Source organism: Bacillus sp. FJAT-45037, assembly GCF_002797325.1.
GTDB lineage: Bacteria > Bacillota > Bacilli > Bacillales > Bacillaceae_D > Alkalihalophilus.
Genome location: NZ_KZ454938.1, coordinates 433,567 through 460,220, shown reverse-complemented (window position 1 = coordinate 460,220; position 26,654 = coordinate 433,567). Strand labels below are relative to the sequence as shown.

The window sequence follows — 26,654 nt, the reverse complement described above, 5'->3', positions numbered from 1 at the left end:
AATTTTCTGTTAATGTGTTTTTGTTCTTTTATCTGACTTATGGTAGGGTAGGTTTAGTTCGTTTAAGGAGGCTTCACTAATGATGAAGAAAGTACTCGCTACCCAGCCATGCATTGAAATAAGCCAAGAGATTGGTTGGACCGAAAAACGCATTGTTGAAACTCAATTTGACATGGTGTTAACTACTGAACAATTATCAGTGAAAAACGATCACTACCCAATAGATTCAATCTTCGACATCTCCTACCGTAAAAAACCAGAAAAAGATGCCATGGGCTTCTTATACCTACATACAAGTCGCGGAGTAAGAACTTACTATATTAAAACAGAGCCAACGGAGTTAATTGACGCCTATCGAAACTTGATTCGCGCATAACTTCCTTATAAGACCTCAACATTTTTAGAGGTGACACTCTGTCTTGTTTGATCAAGAAAGCGATAGACAGGCTGTTCTAACAAGTGAACGGGTGCATCGCGAACAACCCATGCTTCCCCTTCCTCATGAGATACAGCCTCGATAATGTTTACGCCGTTGTTCTCGGCCCAGTGAAGACAAGTTCCGTAACTTGCTTGATTAACGAAAACAAGACATTCTTCTACTAGAGCGGGCTGTTCCTTCGTCTCGACAACCGCTCGATCAGCTTGATAGTTGCTATGGAAAAGAAAATCTTCGACCATACTATTCGCTGTAGCCGCGCCTCCTGCTCCTGGTCCGATGAATGACAATTCACCAATGTCCTCGCCGTAAAGCACAATGCCGTTTGTCACTCCATGAATCGAGGCTAGTCGTTCTTGATTGCTAATAAACGCTGGCGACACACTCCCGATTATTTCATTTCCATCAACCGCTGCATCACCTACTAGCTTCACCTGGCACCCGATTTCATTCGCGACATCGACATGCCATTTCTCAATCGAGGTCACACCAATCCGAGAAAAATCAGTTAACTGAACCCATTTTCCAAAGCATAATCTACTTAAAATAGCGAGTTTATACCATGCATCATAACTTTCAATGTCGTCTGTTGGATCACTTTCTGCATACCCTAGTTGCTGCGCTTCTAGCAGTACATCGGCGAAACTACGATTTTTCGTAATCATCTCTGTCAACATATAATTAGTTGTTCCATTTAAAATCCCTGTCACACGGTGAATCGATGTTGTTGCCAACGTTCCTCTCAGTGCATTAACAATCGGAATCGCACCAGCTACTGCTGCCTCGTATCCATAAAAAGTTTGAGTGTCACGTGCGAGCTCCTCTAAGTGCTTTCCTTTTATCGCAACGAGCTTCTTATTGGCTGTGATTACGGGTACCCCTTTTTGGAGCAATGATTTTGTGTACGAGAAAGCAGGATCTACTCCTCCGATGGCTTCAAAGACAATATCATACTCGGCATGTCGCAAAAACTCTAGCCACTCTGTCGTAATCAGAGCATTGTCTGTTTTTACACGATCCTTTTGCCGGTCTTTCACTAAAATCGCCACAACTTCAAATGGTTCTCCCAATTGTCGCTCGATGACACTTCTACTTTTCTCTAACCGTTCATACACACCGCTACCAACTGTTCCAAATCCGAGGACGCCCACTTTTAACATGTCACTCATACCCCTTTCAACACCTGATCTATTTGATTGAACCATCATCTATAAACGAAAAAAACCTTTCACTAAGGAAAGGTTTCCGCCTTTCCTTATCTGTCAGAATGCACGCATTCTGCTGAACGTAGCACCTTTGTTTGTATGGCATACAAACCGGTTGCCGGGTTTCATAGGGTCAGTCCCTCCACCACTCTTGATAAGGATGAGTATATTTTTTTCTCATTTATTCGAATTTTCTATTAAGCGTAATTATACCACCCTATAGTTGGAAGTCAATAAAAAATTCCCTTTCTAGTTCAACCTAGAAAGGGGATCAATTATAAAGTAATTAAGCTTTTACTTTATCTGTTTTTTTGCCGATGATTGATAAGTTCAGGTCAATTAGTTGATCCAAACTTACTTCACTTGGTGCGTTTGTTAGTAAGCAGCTTGCACTTGCTGTCTTAGGGAAAGCAATTGTATCACGTAAGTTCGAACGTCCTGCTAGTAACATTACTAAACGGTCAAGACCTAGGGCAATCCCTCCATGTGGTGGTGTGCCATACTCAAACGCTTCAAGCAAGAAACCGAATTGTTCTTTTGCTTCTTCTTCAGTAAATCCTAAAGCTCTGAACATATGCTCTTGGATTTCACGCTCATAAATACGTTGCGATCCGCCACCAAGCTCATATCCATTTAATACAAGGTCATACGCTTCTGCACGAACAGCTGCTGGATCTGTCGCTAAAAGGTCACGATCCGTTTTTTTCGGGCTTGTGAACGGATGGTGAAGTGCGACAAAGCGTTTAGCGTTCTCATCGTACTCAACAAGCGGGAAATCAACAACCCATAGGAAGTTATAAGCATCTTTATTAATCAGGTCAAATTCTTTACCAAATTTCAGTCGAAGCGCACCTAAGCTATCAAACACTACTTGCTTCTTATCCGCTGCAAAGAAAAGTAAATCTCCTTTTTCTCCGTTCATTGTTGCAAGGAGTTGCTCTGCTTGCTCGCCTTCAAAGAACTTAGCAACTGGTCCTTTAAGACCCTCAGCTTCAACTTTTAACCAAGCAAGACCTTTGGCACCATAAGGCTTAACAAAATCTGTTAAGGCATCAATCTCTTTACGAGACATTTTGCTTGCACCACCTTTTAAGTTCAAGCCTTTAACAATTCCACCGCTATTAATCGCACCTGTAAATACTTTGAAACTTGAATCCTTCACAACATCAGATAGCTCGACAAGTTCCATCTCAAAACGAGTGTCTGGCTTATCAGAACCGTAACGATTCATTGCCTCATCATACGTTAGGCGTGGCATTGGTAGAGAAACATCAACACCTTTTGTTTCCTTTAAAACTTTCGCCATCATTTTTTCCGTCATAGCAAGAAGGTCTTCTTTGTCCATAAATGAAGTCTCAATATCAATTTGAGTAAACTCTGGTTGACGATCCGCACGTAAATCCTCATCACGGAAACAACGAACCACTTGATAGTAACGTTCAAAGCCAGATACCATTAGTAGCTGTTTAAAGATCTGCGGCGACTGCGGTAAGGCATAAAATTCACCGTGGTGAACACGACTTGGCACAAGATAATCACGTGCGCCTTCTGGTGTACTCTTTGTCAACATTGGTGTTTCAATTTCAATGAACGTCTCGTCATCTAAGAAGTTTCGAATTAACTTCGTTGTTTGATGACGTAACTTAAAGATTTCTTGCATATCAGGGCGACGTAGGTCTAAATAACGGTAACGCAAGCGAACATCCTCTGATGCATCTGTGTCTGCTTCGATTTGGAACGGTAGCGATTTTGACGCATTTAACACCGCCATTTTATGAACGTGAATTTCGATTTCTCCTGTTGGAAGCTTATCATTTACTGTGCGTTCTTCACGGGCTACGACGGTTCCTTCGACTTCAAGTACATATTCATTACGAACGCGCTCAGCCGCTTCTAGAGCCTCTTTATCTACTTCTTGACTAAATACCACTTGCACAATGCCTGAGCGGTCACGTAAATCTAGGAAAATCACATTTCCTAAGTCACGACGCTTTTGCACCCACCCTTTTAGTTGGACCACTTCCCCTACTTGATCTTTCTTTAATTCGCCACAATGATGTGTTCTACCTATCATCTAATTTGCCTCCCTTTGCTTGCTCTTTCATATATGTGATAAATGAATCGAGTGCGATCTCGACTTGCTCACCAGTTTCCATGTTTTTCACGTTAATACGGTTTTCTTCAAGCTCATTGTCTCCAAGAATCGCTGTGTACCGAACATTTAAACGATCTGCTGCTTTAAATTGAGCTTTCATCTTTTTATCTAAGTAATCTTTATCTGCTTTCAATCCTGCTTGGCGTAATTGATATAACAATTCGACAGATTTTTCTTTCGCCTTCTCGCCTAGTGTCACGACAAAACAGTCCAGTTGATTGCCTAGTTCTGGCACTTTCCCTTGTGCTTTTAATGCCATGATTAGTCGCTCAATACTAAATGCAAAGCCAATACCAGGAGTTTCTGGCCCACCAAATTCCTGAACAAGTCCATTGTAACGACCGCCGCCACATAATGTCGTAATTGCTCCAAACCCTTCACCTTCTGCCATCACTTCAAATGCCGTATGGTTGTAGTAATCAAGACCGCGCACGAGCGTTGGGTCAATCACATATGGCAGGTCCATTTGATCTAAATGAGCTTTGACTTGTTCAAAGTATGCAGCAGACTCTTCTGTGTAGTAGTCATGAATCGAAGGGGCCGTTGCCATTAATGGATGTTCCCGGTCCTTCTTACAATCAAGAATACGCAATGGATTCTTGTCTAGACGGTTCTGACAATCTGAACAAAATTCTTCGATGTTCGGTTTAAAATGCTTAATTAACGCTTCACGATGGGCATCCCGGCTTTCTTTATCTCCTAAGCTGTTTAACACCAGCTTAATATCTGTTAGTCCAAGCTCATAATAAATACTCATTACAAGTCCCAATACTTCCGCATCGATTGCTGGATCTTTACTCCCTAATGCTTCAACGCCAAACTGAACGAACTGGCGCATGCGACCTGCTTGGGGACGCTCATATCGGAACATAGGGCCTGTGTAAAATAACTTCGTTGGTTGATTGGCCGATCCGTAAAGCTTATTGCCAACAAATGAGCGAACAACACCAGCTGTTCCTTCTGGGCGTAGTGTAAGACTTCGCTCGCCACGATCAGTAAATGTATACATTTCTTTTTGAACGATATCGGTTGTTTCTCCCACACCTCGTGCAAACACATCTGTATGCTCAAAAATTGGGGTGCGAATTTCTTGATAGTTGTAACGGCTGCAAATTTCTTCAGCCTTTTTTTCGATATACTGCCAAATTTCAATTTCACCTGGTAATAAATCTTGCGTACCGCGTGGAATTTGAATACTCATCAAACATCCTCCTGCTCTCATTTATCATCTTTAAATAAAAAGTAAAAAAATGGCACTAAGATAAAACACAAAAAAACTCCCGTCTCTGATGTTTAATACATCAGGGACGAGAGTTATATACCCGTGGTGCCACCCTAATTGAAGCATACACTCATGCTTCCACTTTTCAACAGTTAACGCCTGTATACGTCATCTCCTACTAAACAATGCGTTCAGAGAAAATCCTCAAAGGTGTTCATTCATCAAGACAAATTGGGAGGGCTCTCAGCCACGACCTCTCCTCTCTGATCAATCTGTTACCTCGACTACTATGCCTCGTCAACGGAATAATAGAAATTTATAATTGGTTTGTTTACTACTATACGAATGAAATCTTCACCTGTCAATAGGCTAGTTTCGGCCGAGCTTCTGCTTTAAAGCTTTAACATCTCTTAAAGACAACCCAAATTCTGAGGCAAGCTCTAAGTTCGTTTGATTCCCCTCACGTTCCACAAATTGATGAAAATCAACGTGAAACATTTGATCTGATTGTTGATGGATTAATTGTTGCCTCATTCCCGAACGCATAGTCATCGTCCTTCCTCGTTTCTGATCTCCTCTTTAGGATGACCAAAAACAACGAAAAACTTTCATTCTTTTAATTTTTTTTTCCAGTCGTTGATTGCCTAATGATCAATTGATGCGACAAAAACTCAATGCTTGGCGACAACTTTTGTGTTGTTTGAAGGGCATGAAGCATTCTTGTCATCGCCATATGACTTAATTGGTTAATCGGCTGCTCAATCGTCGTTAATTTAGGCGATATGATTTCTGCGATGGGTTGATTGTCAAAACCGACAACAGCAAAATCCTCTGGAATACGTAAGCCCCTTTCAAGCAGGGCATTCATTAATCCAACCGCTACTTCATCACTGCCTGCAAATACCGCTGTAGGCCGAGGTTTCAAATCTAACAGTCGCTCACAAATCAATTGCCCATCTTCAATGCCGTACACATCATGAATAATGTAGTCTTTGACAATATTGATACCCGCGCTCGTTAAGGCTTGTTCATACCCTCTCCTTCTGTCCTCAGAGAGTGGACTATCTTGACTTCCCCCAATGTAGACAACGCGAGAGTGACCAAGTTCAATAAGGTGATTCGTCGCAAGAGCTCCTGCTTTGATTTGATCAAGTCTAATCGACGGGACCGCGATACCTTCTCGATACTCATTACAGCAAATGATCGGCCCATATTCAGTATACGGCTCAATTACATCCCACTCATTCTCAATCGAAGCGAGGATCACTCCATCGACTTGTTTCGTTCGTAATAATTCTAAGTAATTTCGTTCCTTATCTTTGTCTTGCCTTGTGTTGCACAAGATCACTTGATACCCATGCTCTGCTGCGATCCGTTCCATCTCATCGACAAGCTTACTGAAAAAGGGGTTGACGACACGTGAGATCAGGACAGCAATCGTCTCTGTTCGGTTTTTTCGCAAACGTCTTGCTGAACTATTTGGGACATACCCAAGTTGAGTCATCGCATCTAATACTTGTTCTCTTTTTTCATCGGATACATACGGATGATTATTCATCACACGCGAAACCGTCGTTCTTGATAACCCAGCTAACTTCGCGACTTCTTTAATCGTTGCCATATCCATCACCTAATGGAATCATACCCTAGCGATGATCCCGTTTATTTCCTTGCTACGCCCACCACATGTCTCCTGGTGCTTCTCTTAATAACAACGGATTCAAATTGCGAACAGCTGTCTGGAACCCTTCTTCAATCGATAACAAAGGATCTTCATGCTCAATGCTGATCGCCCCATCATAACCAAATGTACGAAGAGCGCTCATCATCTCTGTCCACTCTTGAATCGAATGACCACAACCAACTGAGCGGAAATTCCACGCACGCGTTTGAATATTTCCGTAAGGCTGCATATCTGTTAAACCGTAGCGATTGACTTGTTCTTGATCGATAAATGTATCTTTAGCATGGAAATGATGAATCGCCTCTTCTCTTCCCAAGATTTTTATCGCAGCAACTGGGTCAATTCCTTGCCACCAAAGATGACTCGGATCTAAATTCGCTCCAATCGCTTTAGATGTTTCTTCTCGTAACGTTAAAAGTGTATGTGGGGTGTGGACAAGAAAGCCTCCATGCAATTCTAATGCGAGTTTCACGCCATGATCATCGGCATAAGCTGCTGCTTTTTTCCAATATGGGATCAGCTTTTCTTCCCATTGCCACTTCAATACATCACCATATTCATTCGGCCACGGAGCAACTGGCCAGTTCGGGTATTTCGCCCCCTCATGATCACCAGCAGTTCCTGAGAAACAGTTGACAATGCCGACATTCATTTTTGAAGCTAACTCAATTGTTTCAAATAAGGCTTCATCACTTTCTTGACGGAAAGCTGCATCTGGACTAATCGGGTTACCGTGACAGCTGAATGACTCAAGCTCAAGGTCTCTTGACTCAATTTCATCTAAATAACGCTTACGCTTCTCCGCATCTTGTAACAATTCACGACGTGGGCAATGAGCTTCGCCCGGGTAGGCTCCTGTGCCGATTTCAACCGCTTCAATTCCTGCTTTTTTCACATAATCAAGCATCTCTGTAAAAGACTTTTGTGCAAATAAAACAGTAAATAATCCTAGTTTCATTGGTTTTCCCTCTTTCCACTTTGAGAATAGATTGCCTCAATGATTCGATTGACTTCCATCGCTTGTTCAGGCTCAACTAACAATGGCTCTAAACCTAACGCGCTTTTCACAAAATTTGTCGCTTGAGGAACACTTGGATCATCTGCCCCTTCAATATAATCTGGTTTCATCGTTTGAAGCATCCCATGTTTCGACTGATTAAGAGCAAGCGGGAAGACATCTAGACCACCAGACGTTCCAGAAATACTTAAGGTCTCTTTATCTGCTTCAATATTTGCCGCCCAAGATGTTTCAAATAATAGACTAGCTCCATTTTTGAAGGTGATGTAGGCGGTCGCATGATCTTCGACATCTATTTTTTCTGTATCATAACTACCCCATTCATTGATCTCATTAGGGTTTCGACTAATTTCTTCATATGTACGTCCTGTGATTGACTCTATTTCTTCATGTCCCGTTAACCATAAGGCCAAATCAAGCAAATGGCAGCCATAATCCATCAAGCATCCGCCACCTTGAAGAGAATGATTTGTAAACACACCCCAACCAGGTACTTTTCTACGACGAAGAGCTTGCACACGAATGACAAGCGGCATGCCAACTTCCCCCGCATCGATCAGACGTTTCGCCGCTTGGGCTTCTTTCATAAAACGATAATGATAAGCGATCATCAATTTTTTATTTGCTTGATTCGCCGCCTCGAGCATTCTTTTACATTCTTCTACGCTTGTTGCCATTGGCTTTTCACATAACACATGACAGCCTGCACTAAGCGCTGTCACCGCAAGCTCTGAGTGAAAGCGATTCGGTGTACAAATGACAACCGCATCAACCGCATCAAGAAGTTCTTCATACTTTTTAGCAACGAATGGGATGCCGAGCTCCTCTGCCACAATCACAGCTCGCTCCAATTGTTGATCAAACACTGCCACAACATCAACCATGTCCGGAATCGCTAAAAAAGCAGGGATGTGGCGGGATGTAGCAATCCCACCAACACCAACTATCCCGACTCGTAATCTTTCCATGAGATCCACTCCTACTTCTCTAAACGTATCGTTCGACCTGTTTCGCTAGCTTCCATAGCACCGAGAATAATATCTAATGAGCGCTTTCCTTCTATTCCTGTAATGAGCGGTTCATCGTTACGTAAAATGGCTTGAACAAAGTGATCAATGACATGAGAATTCGATTGTCCACCCTCATCATTGGATTGAATTTGCCCTAACTCATAGCGAACGATCTCTCCTGTTTTGTACTCGACTACCAACGAATGCACAGGATCATCTTCTAAGCGTAAGATCGCTTTTTCACCATATATGATCGTAGAATTATCTTCTTTTGCCACATAGGACCAACTAGCGGCCAATGTTCCAATTGTGCCTGATTCCGTTTTCAAAATTGCCACGGCACTATCATCAACCGATGCATTTTCTTTCGCGCTTGTTGTCACAAAAGCTGAGACTTCTGTCACTTCTTCACCTAAAATATAACGGAGCAAATCGGATTTATGTACACCTAGATCGCCCATCGCTCCAATAAACGCTTCATCCTTTTTAAAGAACCAACTTTCCTTTCCGTCAGCACTCCATGTTTCTGGACCTGCATGACCAAAGGCCGTTCTAAAACTATAAATTTTACCAACTTCTCCTGAAGCGATGAGATCACGCGCTTTTTGATGAGATGCAACAAAGCGTTGGTTGTGAGCAATCATTAGCTTTTTTCCTGATTCCTTCGCTGCTTCAATCATGGCGTCGCACTCTTCTTTTGATGTGGCCATTGGTTTTTCACATAATACGTGAAGTCCTGCCGATAAGGCTGCCACCGAGATCTTTGCGTGAAGATAGTTGGGTGTACATACACTAACGAGATCGATCGATTCTTTTGCAAATAATTCTTCATAGGATGTGTATGCTTTTGCCTCGTATTGATGAGCTGTTTTTTGCGCTCGTTCTTCCACTACATCACATACAGCGACAATCTCAACATTCTCATTTTGATGATACTCTGGTAAGTGACGATTAGTAGCAATACTCCCGCATCCAATGACTGCTACTTTTAATCGTTTCATCTCTGTCATCTTTATTCCTCCTAGTTCTTCGCTTTAATTTCTTCTAATGGTTGTGCATTTCCATACGTAGGCCCTTCACGTTTCACTGGTTCTGCCCAGTTGACCGCGTTTTCGATTACTCGACGAATTTGTTCATTGTAATAGGTTGGGAACGTTTCGTGACCTGGTCTAAAGTAGAACACCTTTCCTAGTCCTCTTCTGTATGTGCATCCGCTACGAAACACTTCTCCACCTTCAAACCAACTAATAAACACTAACTCTTCTGGCGTCGGGATATCGAAATGCTCCCCGTACATCTCCTCTTCTTCAATTACTATATGGGAATCGATACCAGCAACAATTGGATGGCTAGGCTCCACAACCCATAGTCGTTCTTTTTCTCCAACTTCTCGCCATTTCAGGTCACATGACGTCCCCATTAACTTTTTAAACACTTTGGAAAAATGCCCTGAGTGAAGAACGATTAGCCCCATACCTGCTTGAACTCGATCACAGACGGCCTGTACGACGTGATCTTCCACTTCATCGTGTGCCACATGCCCCCACCATAATAGAACATCCGTCTTCTCTAGCACTTCCTTAGACAACCCATGCTCAGGCTCTTGTAAAGTCGCTGTTCGAACGTTATGCTCTGAATTTTTGAAGATAGAAGCTAACGCTTGATGAATCCCTTCAGGGTACACCTCACGTACTTTTTCATTTTGTTGTTCATGGACATTTTCGTTCCATACTGTAATATTCATATTTTAATATTCCTCCCTATTCTTTAACTGATCCAGATGTAAGTCCTGAGACAATTCTTCGTTGGAACAATAGAACGATAATGACAATTGGTATCGTCACTAAAACCGTTGCAGCTGAAATATCTCCCCAAGGTACACTGTATTGACTTTGGTACATCGAGATCCCAACTGGAACTGTACGCCATTCATCACTAGTATTAATCGTTAAGGCGAATAAATACTCATTCCAAGAAGCAATGAAGACGAGAATTGCTGTTGTAAACACGCCAGGTGCCGCCAACGGAAAAATAATTTTTCGGAAAGTCTGAAATGGTGTCGCACCGTCTAACTTGGCCGATTCCTCTAATTCAAAAGGAATCTTTTGGAAGAAGGTGGACAAAATCCAAATCGCAAGCGGCAAACTAATAGTAATATATGGAATGACTAAACCGAAATAACTATTACGTAAGCCTAGCCCAGTAATAATGTTATAGATTGGTGAGATAATCGCGATTTGTGGAAACATCGCCGCTGCTAAAACCGTTCCTAAAATTAACCCTTTAAAGCGAATCGGCAATCTCGTTAAGGCGTAGGCTGCTAGTGATGCAAAGCCAATCGCAATGACCGTTGTTAAGGAAGCCACAACAATACTATTCCACATATACCGAATCAATGGCCTCGTCTCTAGTGCCGATCGATAGGAATCGAGTGTCGGGTTCGAAGAGAACCATGAGAAGGATGCAAAAATTTCTCTTGGTGGTTTGATCGATGTCAAGAACACCCATAAAAATGGGAACATGACAAGAGTGATAAAGAGAGCTAAAAAGATATAAAATCCTAATCCCGCTTTTTTATTCATCCTGGTTCACCTACCTTTTCGTTCGGCCATCGAATAATTCCGAACCGATCAATTTGATAAACAAGAAGCTAATGAGTGCCACAGCTAAGAATACAATCACCGATAACGCAGACCCGGCTCCGAAGTTTTGCTGTGCAAACAACGTTTTGTAGGCATAAATCGAAATCGATTCTGTTGAGTTCGCTGGTCCTCCACCTGTTAATACATAGATCAGGTCAAACACTCGGAACGCATCCAATGTTCTAAATAACAAGGCGACTAATATCGCAGACTTTAACAGTGGTAATGTCACTTTAAAGAAGATTTGAATCTTATTCGCACCATCCACTCTTGCTGCTTCATACAAAGCGTTCGGGATCGTTTGTAGACCTGCTAGTAATAAAAGGGCCATGTATGGTGTTGTCTTCCACACATCTGCAAAGATTACAGAGAACATCGCGCCACTTCCTGTTGTAAGTAAGACCGATGCACTTGAAATGAGTCCTAACTGTTCAAAATAATGAGACACAATTCCATACTGACCATCATATAAGTATTTCCACATCATCGCGGCAACCGCCGTTGGGATCGCCCATGGAATTAAGACCGCAGCACGTACAATTCCGCGCCCTTTAAATTGTCGATTAATTAACAAAGCAATCATTAAACCTAATACTAGTTCAGCAGCAACAGAGGCTACTGTAAACACTAATGTATTACTCATAGCGGCCCACATTCGTCCGTCTTGAAAGTACCTTGAATAATGTGAGAAACCAATAAAATTCGATTCCAATACTGCTTGATTAACATTTTCAAAATAACTAATCGAGTTTAGGATAAGAAGCTCGCCGTCCCCACCATTGATCGATCCTTGGATACTGGCAAGAAATTCAGCTCCGTCACTCAATGTCTCCTTATAATCATGTGCTAGTTCATTATCAATTTTCACGTATTTTAAATCATTGTTTGTGACAGGTTGGTAACGCATCACCATGTCTTCAACAGTTTCATATCGAGACTCAATGTTTGAATCACTAAGAAGTTCTTGGTGCAATCCTCTTACATTGTCTTCAATCTCTTTGAGCTCTAGTTCATAGCCTATTTCAGGATCACCCTCTGAGAGATCAGATAACGTTCGATCTAAGTAGTAATAGGTATTCACATAGGCTTCTAAATCGATCGTCGAACTCAACATTTTCTGTGAACGGGTCGGATCGTTTAAACGATAATCAAATAAACTGTTATAAAAGGATATCGCCACTGGCCATAATGTAATAAAAATAACTAATAATAAAGCCGGAGCAACCATGGCATACCCTAGTTGTGTTTCACTTAAGCTAAAGCGAGATCCATTCTGAGACTTCTTAGCCATCGACACCACCCTCTACTTCTTGATCAAGTTTTAAAAAAGATGAAGGAGCGTTGGTCTCCTCCATCTTCTCTTGTTAGTTATTAATCGCTGCGTTCATCTTCTCTTCCATGTTCGCAACAGCTTCCTCAGCTGTGATCGAACCTGCTAATACACTTGAAAGTTCGATTTGCATAATGTCAGAGATCTCAGGGTAAATAGGTGTAATCGGACGTGGTACAGCATTTTGTAGCGTGCTTACAAACTCTTCGTTTGCAAACAATGGAGAGACCTCTTGTACTTCGGCATCTTCATACAATGCTTCGATTGTCGGTGCATTTCCGCCATACATCGCTGTAATCTTTTGACCTTCAGGACCTGTCATGAACTTCACAAGCTCCCAAGATGCTTCAATATTTTCTGAGTAACGGCTGATCATCGTCATCCATCCACCAAGACCAGCAGCACTTCCTGCATCACCAGCTGGTAAAAGAGCGAAGTCAACATTACCTGCAACATCAGAGTTTGCTTCATCATTTGCCATAGATTGCATGTAAGGCCAGTTTCGAGCAAACACTGCGTTCCCTTGAATAAATGAGTTCGCTGTTTCTGTTTCCATGAAGCTTAAGATATCACCAGGAACGAAGTCAGATGTCGCAATTTCAGCCATCTTCTCAATCCCTTTAATCGCTTCAGGACTATTAATTACTACTTCACCATTTTCGTTGATGACTTCACCGCCATAAGCTGCAATGAATTCTGTTGCATTAACGACTAGGCCTTCGTATTGGTTTGCTTGCATTAAGTAACCAAATTGAGTTCCTTCTTCTCCTTGGTGAGCAGAAGCCATCTCAATCAGTTCATCCCACGTTGCTGGTGGCGTATCAATAATATCGCTACGATAGTAAAGTAAACCTGCATCTGTGAACTTAGGCATCGCAAATTGCTTTCCACCTACGTTTCCAGATTGAACGGTTCCTGGGAAGTACGCATCCATATCAATGCCGTCTTGGTCGATAAAGCGATCAAGTTCTAGTGCATAGTTTGCTTGAGCAAATTCTGCTGGCCAGATAACATCAACGTCAAAGACATCAATCTCTGCGCTTTGTGCACTGAAAGCGGTTACATAACTATCATGTTGAGCACCTGTATCAGCTGGCATCTCTTGGAATTCAACTTTGATATTTGGGTTTTGTTCCATAAACGCCTCAACTAACTTCGTGTTCCCTTCTGTTGCATCAAAGCCACGAGCATACGTAATCGTCACAACTTCATCATCATCTACCGCTGCCTCTTCACCTGAATCTGTGTCTGTCTCAGGATCTGCCGGTGTGTCACTTGTCGGTTCATTGCCCCCACAAGCTGCAAGCATCACTGACATTGATACTGCAAAAGTACCCATAGCCATACGTTTAAAAAATTTCATTTTCTATTCCCCCTTATGGAATCGATTTCAGTCGCGAACCATATGTAATCGGTCACAACAACCAGAATATGAAATCGTTTTCATATTCTTAAGGATTATTCTAAATAGATTCGCCCATATTTGCAAGAGAATTTTCTGATAATTAACGAGAAAGTTTTAGACGTATTTCGACAAAATGAAAAATAGCCACTCCCATTTAAGTGGCTATAGACCTATTTACTTCGCATGCCAACACTGAAACGAATCTTCTATTAGTAAAAAAAGAGGATAGAACTAAAGTATTTTAACCTGCAGGAATCTGAACAAATCACAGGCGGTGCAAATAAGCCGCACCTGAAATATACTTCGTTAAGTTTGTGCCTTGTTCCGATTCTCAGTTAATTCCCTTGTTTATGTCCCAGCCTCTTGTCTATCTTTACTTACTCTCTACTACAAGCGTAACGGGTCCGTCATTTATTAATTGAACGTCCATCATCGCACCGAATGTGCCCGTTTCAACACGGATGCCTTTTTGTCTTAAGACTTCGTTGAAATAATCATAGCGCTCAAGTGCTAGATCGGGTTTCGCTGCTTGCATGAAGTTTGGTCTGCGTCCTTTTCGACAATCACCGTATAACGTAAATTGCGAAATCGATAAAATATCTTTTTTGAGATCGAGAAGAGAGTGGTTCATCTTTCCTTCCTCATCTTCAAAAATTCGTAAGTTGATAACTTTATCAGCTATATATTCAACATCTTTGTTTGTATCTTCATGAGTAATTCCAACTAAAAGAACGAGCCCTGCATCAATGTGACCGACGACTTCACCTTCTACGGTTACAGATGCTTGTTTAGATCGTTGTAAGACTACGCGCAAAACGGACACCTCAATTTCTTAATGCATAATACGGCGAACAGAATATATATCTTGTAAATGTTTAATTTTTTCTACGACTTTATGAAGGTGATCAATGTTTTGAATTAAAATCGTCATATGAATCGTAGCAACTTTATTTCGGTGATCACTTTTTCCAGAGACTTCATTAATCATCGTTCTTGACTCTGTTACAGCTTGTAGTACTTCATTTAAGAGACCATTTCGATCAAATCCAGTAATTTCAATATCTACATTATAGGATTTTGATTGTTTAAGATCACCCTCCCATTCAACAGGAAGGAGTCGTGTCTTAGCTTCTTCTGTATTTACGTTCGTACAATCAGCACGGTGAATCGAAACCCCTCGACCTTTCGTAATATAGCCGATAATATCATCACCAGGAACTGGCGTACAACAACGTGATAGACGAATTAATAGGTTATCCACACCCTTTACACGAACACCAGAACTAGCTTTCTTTTTTTGTGTAAATGATGGGATTTCGCTAATCGCATCGGCTAGTGATTGTTCTTCTTGTTCTTGGTCTAGTTGTTTACGTAGCTTTTCGGTCATACGATTGACGATTTGCTTAGCACTAATTCCACCGTAGCCCGCTGCGGCAAACATATCTTCTTCACCTGCAAAGCTAAACTTGTTGGCTACCTCTCGAATGTTTTCAATCGTTAACACTTCTTTAGGTTCAAAATCAAGAGCACGAATTTCTTTTTCAACAATCTCTCGACCTTTTTCAATGTTTTCTTCTCTGCGTTCTTTCTTGAACCATTGCTTAATTTTGTTTTTTGCGTGAGAAGATTGTGTGATTTTTAACCAATCTTGACTAGGTCCATACGAATGCTTCGATGTCATCACTTCGACAATATCGCCTGTATTTAACTCGTGATCAAGAGGCACCATCTTGCCGTTAACCTTTGCACCTATACAGCGATTACCGATCTCACTATGAATACGGTAGGCAAAGTCAAGTGGCACAGAGCCACGAGGAAGATCAAGCACATCGCCCTTTGGTGTAAACACAAAGACCATGTCACTAAATAAGTCCATCTTCAACGATTCCATAAATTCTTGTGCATCATTCGTATCATTTTGCGACTCGATAATGTCACGGAACCAAGTCAGCTTGTCCTCAAATGAATCATGAGAAGTTGACGCTACGGGCTTGCCTTCTTTGTACGCCCAGTGTGCGGCAACCCCAAACTCCGCTATTTGGTGCATTTCTTCTGTTCGAATTTGCACCTCAAGTGGATCACCATATGGCCCGACAACGGTTGTATGCAGTGATTGATACATATTCGCTTTAGGCATCGCAATATAGTCTTTAAAACGTCCTGGCATCGGCTTCCAGCATGTATGGATGATACCTAGCACAGCATAGCAGTCTTTAATATTTTTCACGATAATTCGAACAGCAAGCAAATCATAAATCTCAGTGAATTGCTTGTTTTGTAGAATCATTTTGCGATAAATACTGTAAATATGCTTAGGACGACCTGAGAGTTCAGCTCTAACATTGACATCCGTTAAGTGATCACTAATCTTATCCATCACACCCGATAGATACTGCTCTCGTTCTGTCCGTTTACGCTTCATTAGATTCACAATACGGTAGTACTGTTGTGGATCTAAATAACGAAGAGCAATGTCCTCTAACTCCCACTTAATTGTAGAGATACCGAGCCTATGGGCAAGTGGAGCGAAAATTTCAAGTGTTTCGTTTGACGTCACTCGTTGCTTTTCTGGTGGCATAAACTTTAACGTTCTCATGTTATGGAGACGATCAGCCAACTTTATTAAAATGACACGAATGTCTTTTGCCATCGCTACAAGCATCTTACGGTGGTTCTCCGCTTGTTGCTCTTCTTTCGACTTGTACTTAAACTTCTTTAACTTTGTTACACCATCAACGAGCATGGCTACTTGATCATTAAATTCTTCTTCAATCTCTTCAATTGTCACTTCTGTATCTTCCACAACGTCATGTAAAAACGCTGCAGCCACAGTATTAGGGTCTAGTTCTAACTCAATGACGATCCCTGCGACTTGAATGGGATGAAGAATGTATGGTTCACCCGATTTTCGGTATTGACCACTATGAGATTTTTCAGCAAATTCGTAAGCCTTGCGTAAAAAAGCAACGTCCTCTTCACTAAGATATAGACTTGCTTTTTCAATTACTTGATCTATGGTCATGAAATCACCTATTCACGATTCGATTTGTTCTTATTATCGTTAAGTTTTGACTCGATGTAAAGGGATAAAGGCGAAAATTGTCGAAGTAATATTGAAAATTATTACCAATACTACAGATAAAGCTCATTTAACAGCAATTCTCGCAACGCCTTTTGGAAATAAAAGATTACTATAGTAGAAAAGAGCACCCACGATGAAATGGGCACTCTAATTATCTGTTCGTTATTTGTACGTCATTAATGAGAATAAGTCATATCCTTCTAAACGCCCGCGGCCGTCAAGGTAGTCAAGCTCAATCATAAACGCAATACCAACAACGATTCCACCAAGCTCTTCGACCATTTTAATTGTCGCTTCAATCGTTCCCCCTGTTGCAAGCAAGTCATCGGCAATTAATACACGTTGACCTTTCTTGATCGCATCACGGTGAATTGTTAAGCTATCTTTTCCATACTCTAAGCCGTAATCAACTGAGAGCACTTCACGAGGTAATTTCCCTGCTTTACGAACTGGAACGAATCCTTTACCGAGTGAATAAGCAATTGGACAACCAACCACAAAACCTCGTGCTTCTGGTCCAACGACAAGATCAATGTCTTTATCCTTTGCATAATCAGCCATTTCGTCAATAGCTGCCTTATACGCTGGTCCTTCTTGCATTAACGTCGTAATGTCTTTAAAACGAATACCCTCTTTAGGATAGTTTTCTACAATTGTAATATGCTGTTTAAAATCCATTTCTACACCGTCTCCTTGATCTGTCGTTCATCTATTTTAGTTGGAAGAATTATGCGATTGAACCATTGCTTCAATTCCTCGTAGGAAGAATAAACGAATTGATTTTCAATTTGTGCATGTTCTTGTTTTCGTTGATATGTCAAAGAATGTTCTAATGACTTTTTCTCTGGTGATTCACTAGTAGTAAGGACACCATTGTCTATTGTAACAAATCCTAGCTCTAAAAACACCTGTGACATGAAATCAATTGTATGTTTTGACCAACCTTTATGCTTGGCTAGGTCATTCCCCCGTTTTTTAAGATCGAAGGTTTTGCGCTGAACAAGAAATGCATAATACCACTTAAACTGATCGCGATTCGGGTTCGACGTAAAGAAAGAGTCTTCTGTTTGATGGAAGATCGTATACACGCGACTCGGAATTCCTTGGTCACTAAAGAGCTCCTCGAATTCTTGACGCGTATTTGGAACATCTAGTAATACGACATACTTATCTTCAAATACACCAACCGTTCCTGTTAAGTCACTCGCTCGGACGACGTCTTCAAATTCATTCAGCGCTAGTTGTTCCGCGGTTGCCTCTTGGAAACAAACAATCACTCGTTGGTCATTTGGAATCTCTTGCAAGCGATCTGCTAGTCTTTTCGCCTGAATGCTGCGCCAATCGAACAGTTGCCATTCTTTGACCGCAACATCTTCAAGCATCATTTGTGGTTTAACATGTCCGTTCCATTCATTAACAGACAGTGTGCCAATCACAGAAACCTTAGCCGTCTGACTAATTTCATCATGCAGATGACCTAGATGGAACCCAATCCCGTCTAAGTTCGCCCCATTCTGAGCGAGACTAATCTTTAAATGATTCGCTTCGCTACCAATCCGTCGCATCTGATCAATATGCACATCTTCTATCATCACTTTTGGCGTCGGATTACTAACACCAAAAGGCGCTAACGCGTCTAATTGTTTAATGACCTTTAACGAAATATGATCGACAGTTGTTTGAAGGTCGACTTTCGTTAATGGCTTAAAGTCTTCTTCCGTTAATACATCGCCCGCTTGTTGATTCAAACGTTCACGAAGAAGTTCAAGATCGCTCTCTTGTAATGTCATACCAGCTGCCATCGGATGTCCACCGAAATGAGGAAGGATGTCGCGGCTTTCTGATAGCTCCTTAAACATGTCAAAGCCTTCTATGCTTCTTGCTGAGCCTTTTGCGGTACCCTTTTCTTCATCAATGCTAAGAACAATCGTCGGGCGATAAAAACGCTCAACGAGGCGCGAGGCGACAATACCGATAACCCCTGCATTCCAACCAGATTTGGCGACAATTAATACATTATTTTCACTCGGTGGAAACATCGTCTCAACCATTTCCACCGCTTCTTCGGTAATGGCATTGACGATGCTTTGACGCTCTTTATTTAACGCATCAATCCTAGCAGCTAATTGTTTCGCTTCGACTGGGTCATTTGTAATCATTAATTCAACGGCTGGATCGGCTGAATCAAGTCTGCCTGCTGCGTTAATTCGAGGTCCAATTCCAAATCCTACATGATCTCCCGATAACGTATCCTGCCCAACTCCGCACACTTCCATCAGCGCACGTAAGCCTGGTTTTTCTGTTGATTGCAATGCTTTTAATCCCTCTTTGGCAAGTAAACGATTCTCATCGACAAGTGGTACCAAGTCAGCAATCGTTCCAATCACTGCAATATCAAGTAATTCAACAGGAATTCGATCGAGTAAGGCTTGCGCTACTTTAAAAGCCACACCAACCCCTGCGAGTCCTTTAAATGGATACGAGCATCCCGGATTTTTCGGATTTACAATCGCGAACGCATCAGGTAACGTCGGTGGCGCTTCATGGTGATCGGTGATAATAAAGTCTAAACCTATCTCTCGTGCTATACTCGCCTCATGTACGGCTGATATTCCTGTATCGACCGTCACAACAAGAGCATATCCCTCTTCTTTCGCTCGGCGTAAGGCCGGTTCATTCGGACCATACCCTTCTGTGAATCGGTTAGGAATATAATAATCAAAGCTTGCTCCAAGTTCTTGTAATGTGTAAATCATGACGGAGGTACTGCTCACTCCATCCGCATCATAATCTCCAAAAATGAGGATTTTTTCTTTATTTTCAATCGCTTCTTTTATTCGGGTTACTGTTTCGCTCATGCCGTCTAACAAATACGGATCATGATAGGTCATTTCTTCGGTACATAAAAATGTTTTTGCAGCTTCTGGAGTGTCAATACCACGATTTAATAATAATTGAGCCACAAGTGTATCCACACCTAATTCTTTTACAAGTAATTCTGTTTTTAGATTGTCTTGTTCTTGTATTTTCCATCTTGCCTTAGGTTTTAACATAAGTTCACCCCTTGACCTTCCTATTATACAGGAGTGACCAAGGGGTGACAATGTCTGAAATGCGAACGTCAGATGATATTATTTTGTTTTTTCTTCACTGGCATCTACTGTTGTTGCAGCCGCCTCATGTGTAGCTTCTGTGTTGACATCTTGTTCTGGCGTTTTTGATGAATCTTGATGATTTTTTAACGTCTTAAGTTTTTTGATCTCTGCTTGCAGTCCGTAAATTTTCATCATCCCCAACGCACCTGCAGCGATGGCTCCCATAAACACTGACACAAGAATGACAAGAATTAACGGCCACTCTGACACACCAAACAAGTAATTCACACGAACTGAGTCAACGTTTATGACCGCAAAGATTGCAATGATGATTGCGACCAATAATCCCAAGATAATATTCCATTGTCCCCTCATCCCCGAACTCCTCCTTTTGTTTTTCTTTCTCTTATTTTTGTTTCGCCCTATATGGATTTATATGAACGAGTACATCCTGAACATTCTTCTCTTCTAACAAACGAAGCTTAACATTTTTACCAATGGAGTGGCCTTCCTCCACAGTAATCATTGGATCGACACCAATCTTAATATCGATGATGACGTAATGTCCATGTTCTCTCGCAAAAAATTCATCAACGTTTAATACTCCTTCAACCCCAGCTGCTGCTTGTTTCATCTCGACTGTATCTTCGTGATGCAGAACATGATCAAGTGCATTGTGAATTGATTGTTTCCCGAGACTCCACGCCATCTTCCCAATTAATACAGCAACAAAAGCACTCGCAAGCGCATCTCCGTAAACGAGCCAAGAAATCCCCATCATTCCTCCAATAATTGCTGCCCCAATCCCCACAAGAGCAGCCATAGAAGAAAAGACATCCGAGCGATGATGCCAAGCATCCGTCATTAACGCCTCACTATTATATTTTTTTCCCAATTCATACTTGTATCGAAACATTAATTCTTTTGTCACAATGGAAAATACAACGGCATAAATAGCGATCATCTTCGGTACGACAACAGGTTCAAAAAATGACTTCACTGCACTAAGAGCAATTTCAAAACTAACAAGAAGTAGTAACACAGAAACAATGATCGCTGCCACCGACTCTGCTTTTCCGTGACCATATGGATGATCTTCATCTGGTGGCATCTTCGCGGCACGTACTCCAATTAACACAACAACCGATCCGACAACATCTGATGCGGAGTGAGCAGCATCAGCTATTAAGGCTCGGCTATTTGCCATAAAACCAATCACCGCTTTTACAATAGCCAGAATGATGTTTCCTATAATTCCGACCCAAGCAGCAAAACGTATTTTCTTATAACGAATATCAGCTTCTTCCATACGCTCACCTCACTCTCTACATAGTATACCAAAACCTACCACCACTCTACTTTATTCTACCAAAAAAAAGATCAAGGTATGCACCCTGACCTTCCTTTTGATCTTAGACAGTTGGTTCTTCTTCTGACTTAGGCTCACTTTGGAATTTACGCTTCTTTAATTGCTTCGCTTTCCAAATTAACCATAGTTGTGATGCCAAGAACATCGATGAATATGTTCCGGCAACGAGTCCGATTAAGAGCGCTAAAGCAAACGATCGAATGGCTTCTCCACCGAAAATGAAAAGAGCAGCAGCAGCAAACACAACCGTTAGCACCGTATTCATGGAACGAGCTAATGTTTGCGTTAAGCTTTTGTTAACGATACTCGCTAAGTCGTTAAAATCTTTAACACGCTTTGCTAATTTCATGTTTTCTCGAATGCGGTCGAAAGTAACGATCGTATCATTTATCGAATAACCGACAATGGTTAAGACGGCCGCAATAAATGGCACATTCACTTGTATTTGTAGCAAGCTGAACACCGCAATAATAAAGAATGCATCGTGAAGCAAGGCAACAATTGCTGCTACACCATATAAAAACTCGAATCGAATCGTCACATAAATGATAATACCGACCGATGCAATCAACACAGAAATCAAAGCATTTCGAGCAAGCTCTTGTCCTACTGTCGGCGATACGGTTCCAATATTCGGATCAGCTCCGAAACGCTCGGCGAAGTACGACTGAATCTCCGCGATTTCGCCTGCATCTAAGACACCAATAAATCTCGCGGTTGCAAGTTCATTATTGTCCCCTCCTAATGTAATATCATCAGGTGTGTATCCTGAACCAATTTGTGCAAATTCCTCTTCGACTTGTTCTGCTGTTAACGAGGTATCTGCTAGAATTTCAACTTGAGATCCACTCTTAAAGTCAATCCCTAAGTTTAGACCCATGGTAAGTAAAAGGATCACTCCAATGAGCATGGAGGCAAGCGAGAATACGAAGAACTTCTTACGTTGACTGACAAAATCAATCTCGCGGTTATAAAAATTAAAGCTCATCGATTTCACCTTCTTTCACACCAAACAGTCGAGGTTTTTTGTTTAGAGCACGGCTATTCACCCAGAAACCGAGAAGAAGACGTGTCCCAAATACCGCTGTTAAAAAGCTTGTTAATATACTGACGATTAACATAACAGCAAACCCTTGCACAGAGCTTGTCCCGTAAGCAAAAAGCACACCCGCTGCTAGAATCGTCGTAATATTTGCATCTAAAATGGTTGATAATGAACGTCTGCTTCCTGATTTAAATGCAGACATGATTGACTTACCTGAACGAATTTCTTCTTTAATTCGTTCGTAAGTGATGATATTAGCATCAACAGCCATACCGACCCCTAAAATTAATGCGGCGATACCAGGTAGGGTTAGAATCGCATTCATCCAGTTAAAGATGACTAACACAAGGTAGATGTACATGCTTAACGTCACCACAGCAATAGCACCCATAAATCTGTAATAAATAAGCATATAAATGAAAATCAACGCGATACCAATAAAGCCAGCATAAATCGTTTTTTCCATCGCTTGCTCACCAAGAGAAGCTCCTACTGAATTAGAGTACATTTCTTCTAATTGAACAGGTAAACTACCTGCATTTAAAACTTCTGCAATAAAACGTGTTTCTTCAACCGTGAAGCTTCCATCAATCATCACATCACGCGAAGGAATTGGTTCACGAACAGAAGGTGCAGATAAGAATTTAGGATCTTCGCTCATCATTTCTGCTGCGTATGAATCGACACCCTCTTCAAAATCAAGCCAAATAACAAGTAAGTTTTCACCTGGCGGACGGCTTGAAATGTCTCTTGTAATGTCACCAAATAAACCACCATCATTAAGCGTTAATGTCACGATTGGTTCATTCGTTTGATCTTTAAATGAAGACCGTGCCCCGTTTTGTTGCAAATCACTTCCATCAAGTAACACTACATCATTTACATCACGGAATGTTAAATTTGCTTCGGTTGAAAGTAAGTCACGTGCAGTCTGTTGGTCATCCACACCAGCGAGTTGCACACGAATTCTGTCATCCCCTTCAATTTGGATATTCGGCTCTGATACACCGAGAACATTTACACGTTGATTAAGCGCACTTACTGTTGCACTGAGCGCGGTTTGGTCAATCACATCTCCTTCATTAGCTGGGTTGACTTGATACAAAATCTCAAATCCACCTTGAAGGTCTAGTCCTAACTTAATTTCCTTCGTAATTCCCATGACCGTCTGGCTAATTAGTGCTCCAAACATGAGTACGATCAGGAAAAAAGCGATAATACGGCCCTTTTTCACCATGTTGCTCTAATGCCTCCTCTGATTAACGCACTAATGCTTGTCTACTAGTAGACAAGCATTTACACAATAGCCTTATTATAGCTTTCAATGAAAATTCCTGTCAATTTCATTTGGAAGATTCTCCGCATAAAGATATATATTATGTAGAACTGCGTCTTGTCATTATTATAAAATCGACTCGTTATCTTTAAACCAATCGGTGCCTGATTGGTAACTTTGCTTCGTTAACCACGTCATATAATCTTGAATTTTCAATGTGAGAATAACTTGAACAAAAGCATGAAGACGCATAAATTCTGTTTGCTTCCGTAAACGATCCATAACGCAATTCCAGACTTCATCAGTCGTCACTCGTCCGTAGCCTAAAAAATGAAATTCTTCTACTTTCGTCACAATCGCAGGCATAACATCTTCTTTCCAGCTTTCAAACTGTTGTTTTTCCATTTGTTCAAGCTCCTCTCCCTTACACACTTTTTACTCTCAATTAGAAAATCGCGTACATCACCGTTGCTACCCCGACTCCAGCAATGACAACGCCTGTTGCAATCGCTAGAAAAGCAGAGCGGAATGGCACGAAAAATAAAATCGCTGCCAAACTAGCAGAATAAGCCCCTGTAGTCGGAAGGGGTACCGCTGTGAATAAGATCAGACCAATCGCACCGAACTTCTCAACCTTATCACTCTTTTTCAATGTACGACTATATAGCCAATCATAAAAGCGTTTGTAGAGAGGAAAACGCAACATCCATTTACTAATCGGACGGAAGAGGATGAGAATCGGAATAATCGGCAATAAATTTCCTAGTATCCCGTAAAATAATGCCTCGCCAAATGATAGCCCGAGCGTCGCCGCAAGTGGAATCCCTCCACGTAATTCAAGAATCGGCATCGCAGACACAAGGACGACTAATAATTCAGGGGGTAAAAACCCAAATGTTTCAACCATAAAATTTTGAATTGTTTCTTTCACTTAAAGATCTCCCTTTCTTTTTCCTACTTCAATATATTCTTGAACGAGTCCATCTCATTCTACCAAACAACTTGTCATGCTTGCCCCACTACTAAGCATATAAATAATAACGGAAAATATCCATTATTTTTTTAGGGAAGTGGGGCTGCTCATGTCAAAACAAACGTTTCTTAAAGGGACGTTCATTCTCATTATCGCAGGGCTAATCACACGCTTTTTAGGCTTTGTAAATAAAATTGTGGTCGCGCGTATTATGGGAGCTGAAGGGGTAGGTCTCTATATGATGGCTGTCCCGACCTTACTTCTTGTGATCACCATTACCCAACTAGGCCTACCTGTTGCGATCTCCAAGCTCGTTGCTGAAGCTGAAGCCCATCAGGATCGTGGTCGAATTAAACGGATTTTAGTCGTATCTCTCGCTGTTACTGGTACATTAAGTCTCATTTTCACTGTCGCTATGGTTGTCTTCGCTCCCATTATATCAAAAACATTGCTCACAGATGCGAGAGCGTACTATCCTCTCATCGCTATCGCTCCCATTGTCCCGATTGTCGCCTTATCCTCTGTGATGCGCGGCTATTTCCAAGGTCGACAAAACATGAAACCGACAGCTTACTCTCAAGTGATTGAACAAATCGTCCGGATCACGTTGGTTGCTGTAATGACAAGTGCATTCTTACCAATGGGGATTGAGTACGCAGCAGCTGGTGCGATGATCTCCGTTGTGTTCGGGGAACTCGCGTCACTATTGTACATGATCTTTATGTTTAAAACGAATAAACGATTTAAAATCCGTTCGGGTTTCTTTCATTATGTAAAAGAAGGAAAGCATACCTTTCATGATCTCATGCGGATTGCTCTTCCTACAACCGGAAGTCGGTTGATCGGTTCCCTTTCTTTATTTTTTGAACCAATCGTTATCGCACAAAGTTTAGCTCTAGCAGGAGTAGCTACGGTGATGGCTACGAGACAATACGGCGAGCTGGCAGGCTTTGTAATTCCTCTTCTTCTTTTACCGACTTTTATCACATACTCTCTATCCGTCTCGCTCGTTCCAGCTATTAGCGAGGCAGCAGCGAAAAAACAATACAAAATGATTCACCACAGATTAAATCAGGCCCTACGGCTCGCGCTCATCTCTGGTGGAGTGTCTGTTGTTATTTTATATGTTTATGCCGAACCAATTATGGATCTGATGTACAACGCACCGACTGTTGCGACCTATGTGAAAGTGATGGCTCCATTTAGTATCTTCCTGTACTTCCAAGGCCCTCTTCAAGCAACATTACAAGCTCTTGACCTTGCAAAAGCGGCGATGATGAACAGTTTATTTGGAGCGGTTGTCAAAATAGGAGCGATCCTTGCCTTAGCCACAAGACCAGAGCTAGGGATTATGGGAGCTGCCCTGGCTATTGTGATTGGATTCATTTTAGTCACCTTGCTACATTTTGCGACCGTTGTAAAAACCGTCAGCTTCACAATTGATGTCAAACTGATTGTCAAAGTAATCTTTTTAATTGGAACATCAACATGGATCGGCTTTATGTGCTTACATCATGCCTTTTTAGATCAATCGATGCTAACGAAAACCTTGCTAAGTATCTTTTTAACTACTGTGTTCTATAGTATTCTGATGATCTTTTTAGGTCTTTTACAACGTGACGAATTAAACCGCGTTCCATTCATCGGTAAGACGATCGCCAAGCTTGCCCCAAAAGGATAACAAGAAAAAAGAGGTTGTCTCAACGT

The 26,654-nt window shown here is 41.5% G+C and carries 24 protein-coding genes, 1 riboswitch and 1 other annotated feature; of the genes, 2 read left to right on the top strand and 22 right to left on the bottom strand.

The features are described from left to right. The first annotated feature begins 79 nt into the window (after positions 1-79). Positions 80-376 (top strand): hypothetical protein, encoded by a 297-nt coding sequence (locus CDZ88_RS02225; protein WP_332849215.1) that lies wholly within the window; start codon positions 80-82, stop codon positions 374-376. 5 nt (positions 377-381) lie between these two features. Here CDZ88_RS02225 and CDZ88_RS02220 read toward each other — a convergent pair whose 3' ends face one another. From CDZ88_RS02220 to CDZ88_RS02120, 22 genes are all read right to left on the bottom strand, one after another. After that, the gene (locus CDZ88_RS02220) at positions 382-1,605 is read right to left on the bottom strand and encodes a homoserine dehydrogenase (protein ID WP_232718520.1); all 1,224 of its coding nucleotides are present in this window, start codon (positions 1,603-1,605) and stop codon (positions 382-384) included. Between the two features lie 83 nt (positions 1,606-1,688). After that, positions 1,689-1,802: riboswitch (SAM riboswitch) on the bottom strand. A gap of 125 nt (positions 1,803-1,927) precedes the next feature. Continuing rightward, positions 1,928-3,715, bottom strand: a complete 1,788-nt coding sequence (gene aspS, locus CDZ88_RS02215; protein ID WP_100371992.1) for an aspartate--tRNA ligase — start codon at positions 3,713-3,715, stop codon at positions 1,928-1,930. Further along, complete coding sequence (hisS, locus tag CDZ88_RS02210; RefSeq protein ID WP_100371991.1) at positions 3,705-4,997, bottom strand: histidine--tRNA ligase; 1,293 nt, start codon at positions 4,995-4,997, stop codon at positions 3,705-3,707. The genes aspS and hisS overlap by 11 nt, the downstream gene beginning before the upstream one ends. Positions 4,998-5,096: 99 nt before the next feature. Continuing rightward, positions 5,097-5,328 (bottom strand) — a binding site (T-box leader). A gap of 59 nt (positions 5,329-5,387) precedes the next feature. After that, entirely contained in the window at positions 5,388-5,570 is a 183-nt protein-coding gene (locus CDZ88_RS02205) for a hypothetical protein (protein WP_100371990.1), read from the bottom strand. A gap of 64 nt (positions 5,571-5,634) precedes the next feature. Then, positions 5,635-6,639 (bottom strand): LacI family DNA-binding transcriptional regulator, encoded by a 1,005-nt coding sequence (locus tag CDZ88_RS02200; RefSeq protein WP_100371989.1) that lies wholly within the window; start codon positions 6,637-6,639, stop codon positions 5,635-5,637. A gap of 52 nt (positions 6,640-6,691) precedes the next feature. Beyond that, a complete protein-coding gene (locus CDZ88_RS02195) occupies positions 6,692-7,660 on the bottom strand; it encodes a sugar phosphate isomerase/epimerase family protein (protein WP_100371988.1) in 969 nt (322 codons plus the stop codon). Then, the gene (locus CDZ88_RS02190) at positions 7,657-8,688 is read right to left on the bottom strand and encodes a Gfo/Idh/MocA family protein (protein ID WP_100371987.1); all 1,032 of its coding nucleotides are present in this window, start codon (positions 8,686-8,688) and stop codon (positions 7,657-7,659) included. Before CDZ88_RS02190 ends, CDZ88_RS02195 begins: the two co-directional genes overlap by 4 nt. A gap of 11 nt (positions 8,689-8,699) precedes the next feature. Beyond that, entirely contained in the window at positions 8,700-9,731 is a 1,032-nt protein-coding gene (locus tag CDZ88_RS02185) for a Gfo/Idh/MocA family protein (RefSeq protein WP_100374565.1), read from the bottom strand. A gap of 20 nt (positions 9,732-9,751) precedes the next feature. Then, the gene (locus CDZ88_RS02180) at positions 9,752-10,474 is read right to left on the bottom strand and encodes a ThuA domain-containing protein (protein WP_100371986.1); all 723 of its coding nucleotides are present in this window, start codon (positions 10,472-10,474) and stop codon (positions 9,752-9,754) included. Positions 10,475-10,490: 16 nt separating this feature from the next. After that, on the bottom strand, positions 10,491-11,312 hold the full coding sequence (locus tag CDZ88_RS02175; protein WP_100371985.1) for a carbohydrate ABC transporter permease: 822 nt from the start codon (positions 11,310-11,312) through the stop codon (positions 10,491-10,493). A 10-nt stretch (positions 11,313-11,322) separates the two neighbouring features. After that, positions 11,323-12,663: a carbohydrate ABC transporter permease gene (locus CDZ88_RS02170; protein ID WP_100371984.1), complete on the bottom strand. Its 1,341-nt coding sequence runs from the start codon at positions 12,661-12,663 to the stop codon at positions 11,323-11,325. A gap of 73 nt (positions 12,664-12,736) precedes the next feature. Next, the gene (locus CDZ88_RS02165; RefSeq protein ID WP_100371983.1) at positions 12,737-14,065 is read right to left on the bottom strand and encodes an ABC transporter substrate-binding protein; all 1,329 of its coding nucleotides are present in this window, start codon (positions 14,063-14,065) and stop codon (positions 12,737-12,739) included. 415 nt (positions 14,066-14,480) lie between these two features. Next, positions 14,481-14,921 carry a D-aminoacyl-tRNA deacylase gene (dtd, locus tag CDZ88_RS02160; RefSeq protein ID WP_100371982.1) on the bottom strand — a complete coding sequence of 147 codons (441 nt, stop codon included), beginning with the start codon at positions 14,919-14,921 and terminating at the stop codon, positions 14,481-14,483. Between the two features lie 18 nt (positions 14,922-14,939). Then, positions 14,940-17,129 carry a RelA/SpoT family protein gene (locus tag CDZ88_RS02155; protein ID WP_100371981.1) on the bottom strand — a complete coding sequence of 730 codons (2,190 nt, stop codon included), beginning with the start codon at positions 17,127-17,129 and terminating at the stop codon, positions 14,940-14,942. Positions 17,130-17,351: 222 nt separating this feature from the next. Further along, positions 17,352-17,867 carry an adenine phosphoribosyltransferase gene (locus CDZ88_RS02150; RefSeq protein ID WP_100371980.1) on the bottom strand — a complete coding sequence of 172 codons (516 nt, stop codon included), beginning with the start codon at positions 17,865-17,867 and terminating at the stop codon, positions 17,352-17,354. A 2-nt stretch (positions 17,868-17,869) separates the two neighbouring features. Then, complete coding sequence (gene recJ / locus CDZ88_RS02145) at positions 17,870-20,242, bottom strand: single-stranded-DNA-specific exonuclease RecJ (RefSeq protein ID WP_100371979.1); 2,373 nt, start codon at positions 20,240-20,242, stop codon at positions 17,870-17,872. Between the two features lie 78 nt (positions 20,243-20,320). Beyond that, the gene (locus CDZ88_RS02140) at positions 20,321-20,659 is read right to left on the bottom strand and encodes a LapA family protein (protein ID WP_100371978.1); all 339 of its coding nucleotides are present in this window, start codon (positions 20,657-20,659) and stop codon (positions 20,321-20,323) included. Positions 20,660-20,690: 31 nt separating this feature from the next. Next, the gene (locus tag CDZ88_RS02135; protein ID WP_100371977.1) at positions 20,691-21,593 is read right to left on the bottom strand and encodes a cation diffusion facilitator family transporter; all 903 of its coding nucleotides are present in this window, start codon (positions 21,591-21,593) and stop codon (positions 20,691-20,693) included. A 103-nt stretch (positions 21,594-21,696) separates the two neighbouring features. After that, positions 21,697-22,641, bottom strand: coding sequence for a protein translocase subunit SecF (gene secF, locus CDZ88_RS17245; RefSeq protein WP_157796437.1), 945 nt, complete (start codon positions 22,639-22,641; stop codon positions 21,697-21,699). After that, positions 22,631-23,935 carry a protein translocase subunit SecD gene (gene secD / locus CDZ88_RS17240; RefSeq protein WP_157796436.1) on the bottom strand — a complete coding sequence of 435 codons (1,305 nt, stop codon included), beginning with the start codon at positions 23,933-23,935 and terminating at the stop codon, positions 22,631-22,633. Before secD ends, secF begins: the two co-directional genes overlap by 11 nt. 165 nt (positions 23,936-24,100) lie before the next feature. Next, complete coding sequence (locus CDZ88_RS02125; RefSeq protein WP_100371976.1) at positions 24,101-24,379, bottom strand: post-transcriptional regulator; 279 nt, start codon at positions 24,377-24,379, stop codon at positions 24,101-24,103. Positions 24,380-24,419: 40 nt separating this feature from the next. Further along, entirely contained in the window at positions 24,420-24,905 is a 486-nt protein-coding gene (locus tag CDZ88_RS02120) for a COG2426 family protein (RefSeq protein ID WP_100371975.1), read from the bottom strand. A 151-nt stretch (positions 24,906-25,056) separates the two neighbouring features. Between CDZ88_RS02120 and spoVB the strand changes: the two genes are divergently transcribed. Continuing rightward, positions 25,057-26,628, top strand: coding sequence for a stage V sporulation protein B (spoVB, locus tag CDZ88_RS02115; RefSeq protein ID WP_100371974.1), 1,572 nt, complete (start codon positions 25,057-25,059; stop codon positions 26,626-26,628). Positions 26,629-26,654 lie beyond the last annotated feature (26 nt).

What these genes read in the sequence shown, in the direction of transcription:
- spoVB (WP_100371974.1), top strand. Translation starts at nt 25,057, where the DNA reads ATGTCAAAACAAACGTTTCTTAAAGGGACGTTCATTCTCATTATCGCA.
- CDZ88_RS02220 (WP_232718520.1), bottom strand. Translation starts at nt 1,605, where the DNA reads ATGAGTGACATGTTAAAAGTGGGCGTCCTCGGATTTGGAACAGTTGGT.
- hisS (WP_100371991.1), bottom strand. Translation starts at nt 4,997, where the DNA reads ATGAGTATTCAAATTCCACGCGGTACGCAAGATTTATTACCAGGTGAA.
- aspS (WP_100371992.1), bottom strand. Translation starts at nt 3,715, where the DNA reads ATGATAGGTAGAACACATCATTGTGGCGAATTAAAGAAAGATCAAGTA.
- CDZ88_RS02150 (WP_100371980.1), bottom strand. Translation starts at nt 17,867, where the DNA reads ATGGATTTTAAACAGCATATTACAATTGTAGAAAACTATCCTAAAGAG.
- recJ (WP_100371979.1), bottom strand. Translation starts at nt 20,242, where the DNA reads ATGTTAAAACCTAAGGCAAGATGGAAAATACAAGAACAAGACAATCTA.
- secF (WP_157796437.1), bottom strand. Translation starts at nt 22,641, where the DNA reads ATGAGCTTTAATTTTTATAACCGCGAGATTGATTTTGTCAGTCAACGT.
- CDZ88_RS02140 (WP_100371978.1), bottom strand. Translation starts at nt 20,659, where the DNA reads ATGAGGGGACAATGGAATATTATCTTGGGATTATTGGTCGCAATCATC.
- CDZ88_RS02205 (WP_100371990.1), bottom strand. Translation starts at nt 5,570, where the DNA reads ATGACTATGCGTTCGGGAATGAGGCAACAATTAATCCATCAACAATCA.
- CDZ88_RS02135 (WP_100371977.1), bottom strand. Translation starts at nt 21,593, where the DNA reads ATGGAAGAAGCTGATATTCGTTATAAGAAAATACGTTTTGCTGCTTGG.
- CDZ88_RS02200 (WP_100371989.1), bottom strand. Translation starts at nt 6,639, where the DNA reads ATGGCAACGATTAAAGAAGTCGCGAAGTTAGCTGGGTTATCAAGAACG.
- secD (WP_157796436.1), bottom strand. Translation starts at nt 23,935, where the DNA reads ATGGTGAAAAAGGGCCGTATTATCGCTTTTTTCCTGATCGTACTCATG.
- CDZ88_RS02125 (WP_100371976.1), bottom strand. Translation starts at nt 24,379, where the DNA reads ATGGAAAAACAACAGTTTGAAAGCTGGAAAGAAGATGTTATGCCTGCG.
- CDZ88_RS02175 (WP_100371985.1), bottom strand. Translation starts at nt 11,312, where the DNA reads ATGAATAAAAAAGCGGGATTAGGATTTTATATCTTTTTAGCTCTCTTT.
- CDZ88_RS02170 (WP_100371984.1), bottom strand. Translation starts at nt 12,663, where the DNA reads ATGGCTAAGAAGTCTCAGAATGGATCTCGCTTTAGCTTAAGTGAAACA.
- CDZ88_RS02185 (WP_100374565.1), bottom strand. Translation starts at nt 9,731, where the DNA reads ATGAAACGATTAAAAGTAGCAGTCATTGGATGCGGGAGTATTGCTACT.
- CDZ88_RS02225 (WP_332849215.1), top strand. Translation starts at nt 80, where the DNA reads ATGATGAAGAAAGTACTCGCTACCCAGCCATGCATTGAAATAAGCCAA.
- CDZ88_RS02165 (WP_100371983.1), bottom strand. Translation starts at nt 14,065, where the DNA reads ATGAAATTTTTTAAACGTATGGCTATGGGTACTTTTGCAGTATCAATG.
- CDZ88_RS02195 (WP_100371988.1), bottom strand. Translation starts at nt 7,660, where the DNA reads ATGAAACTAGGATTATTTACTGTTTTATTTGCACAAAAGTCTTTTACA.
- CDZ88_RS02180 (WP_100371986.1), bottom strand. Translation starts at nt 10,474, where the DNA reads ATGAATATTACAGTATGGAACGAAAATGTCCATGAACAACAAAATGAA.
- CDZ88_RS02190 (WP_100371987.1), bottom strand. Translation starts at nt 8,688, where the DNA reads ATGGAAAGATTACGAGTCGGGATAGTTGGTGTTGGTGGGATTGCTACA.
- CDZ88_RS02155 (WP_100371981.1), bottom strand. Translation starts at nt 17,129, where the DNA reads ATGACCATAGATCAAGTAATTGAAAAAGCAAGTCTATATCTTAGTGAA.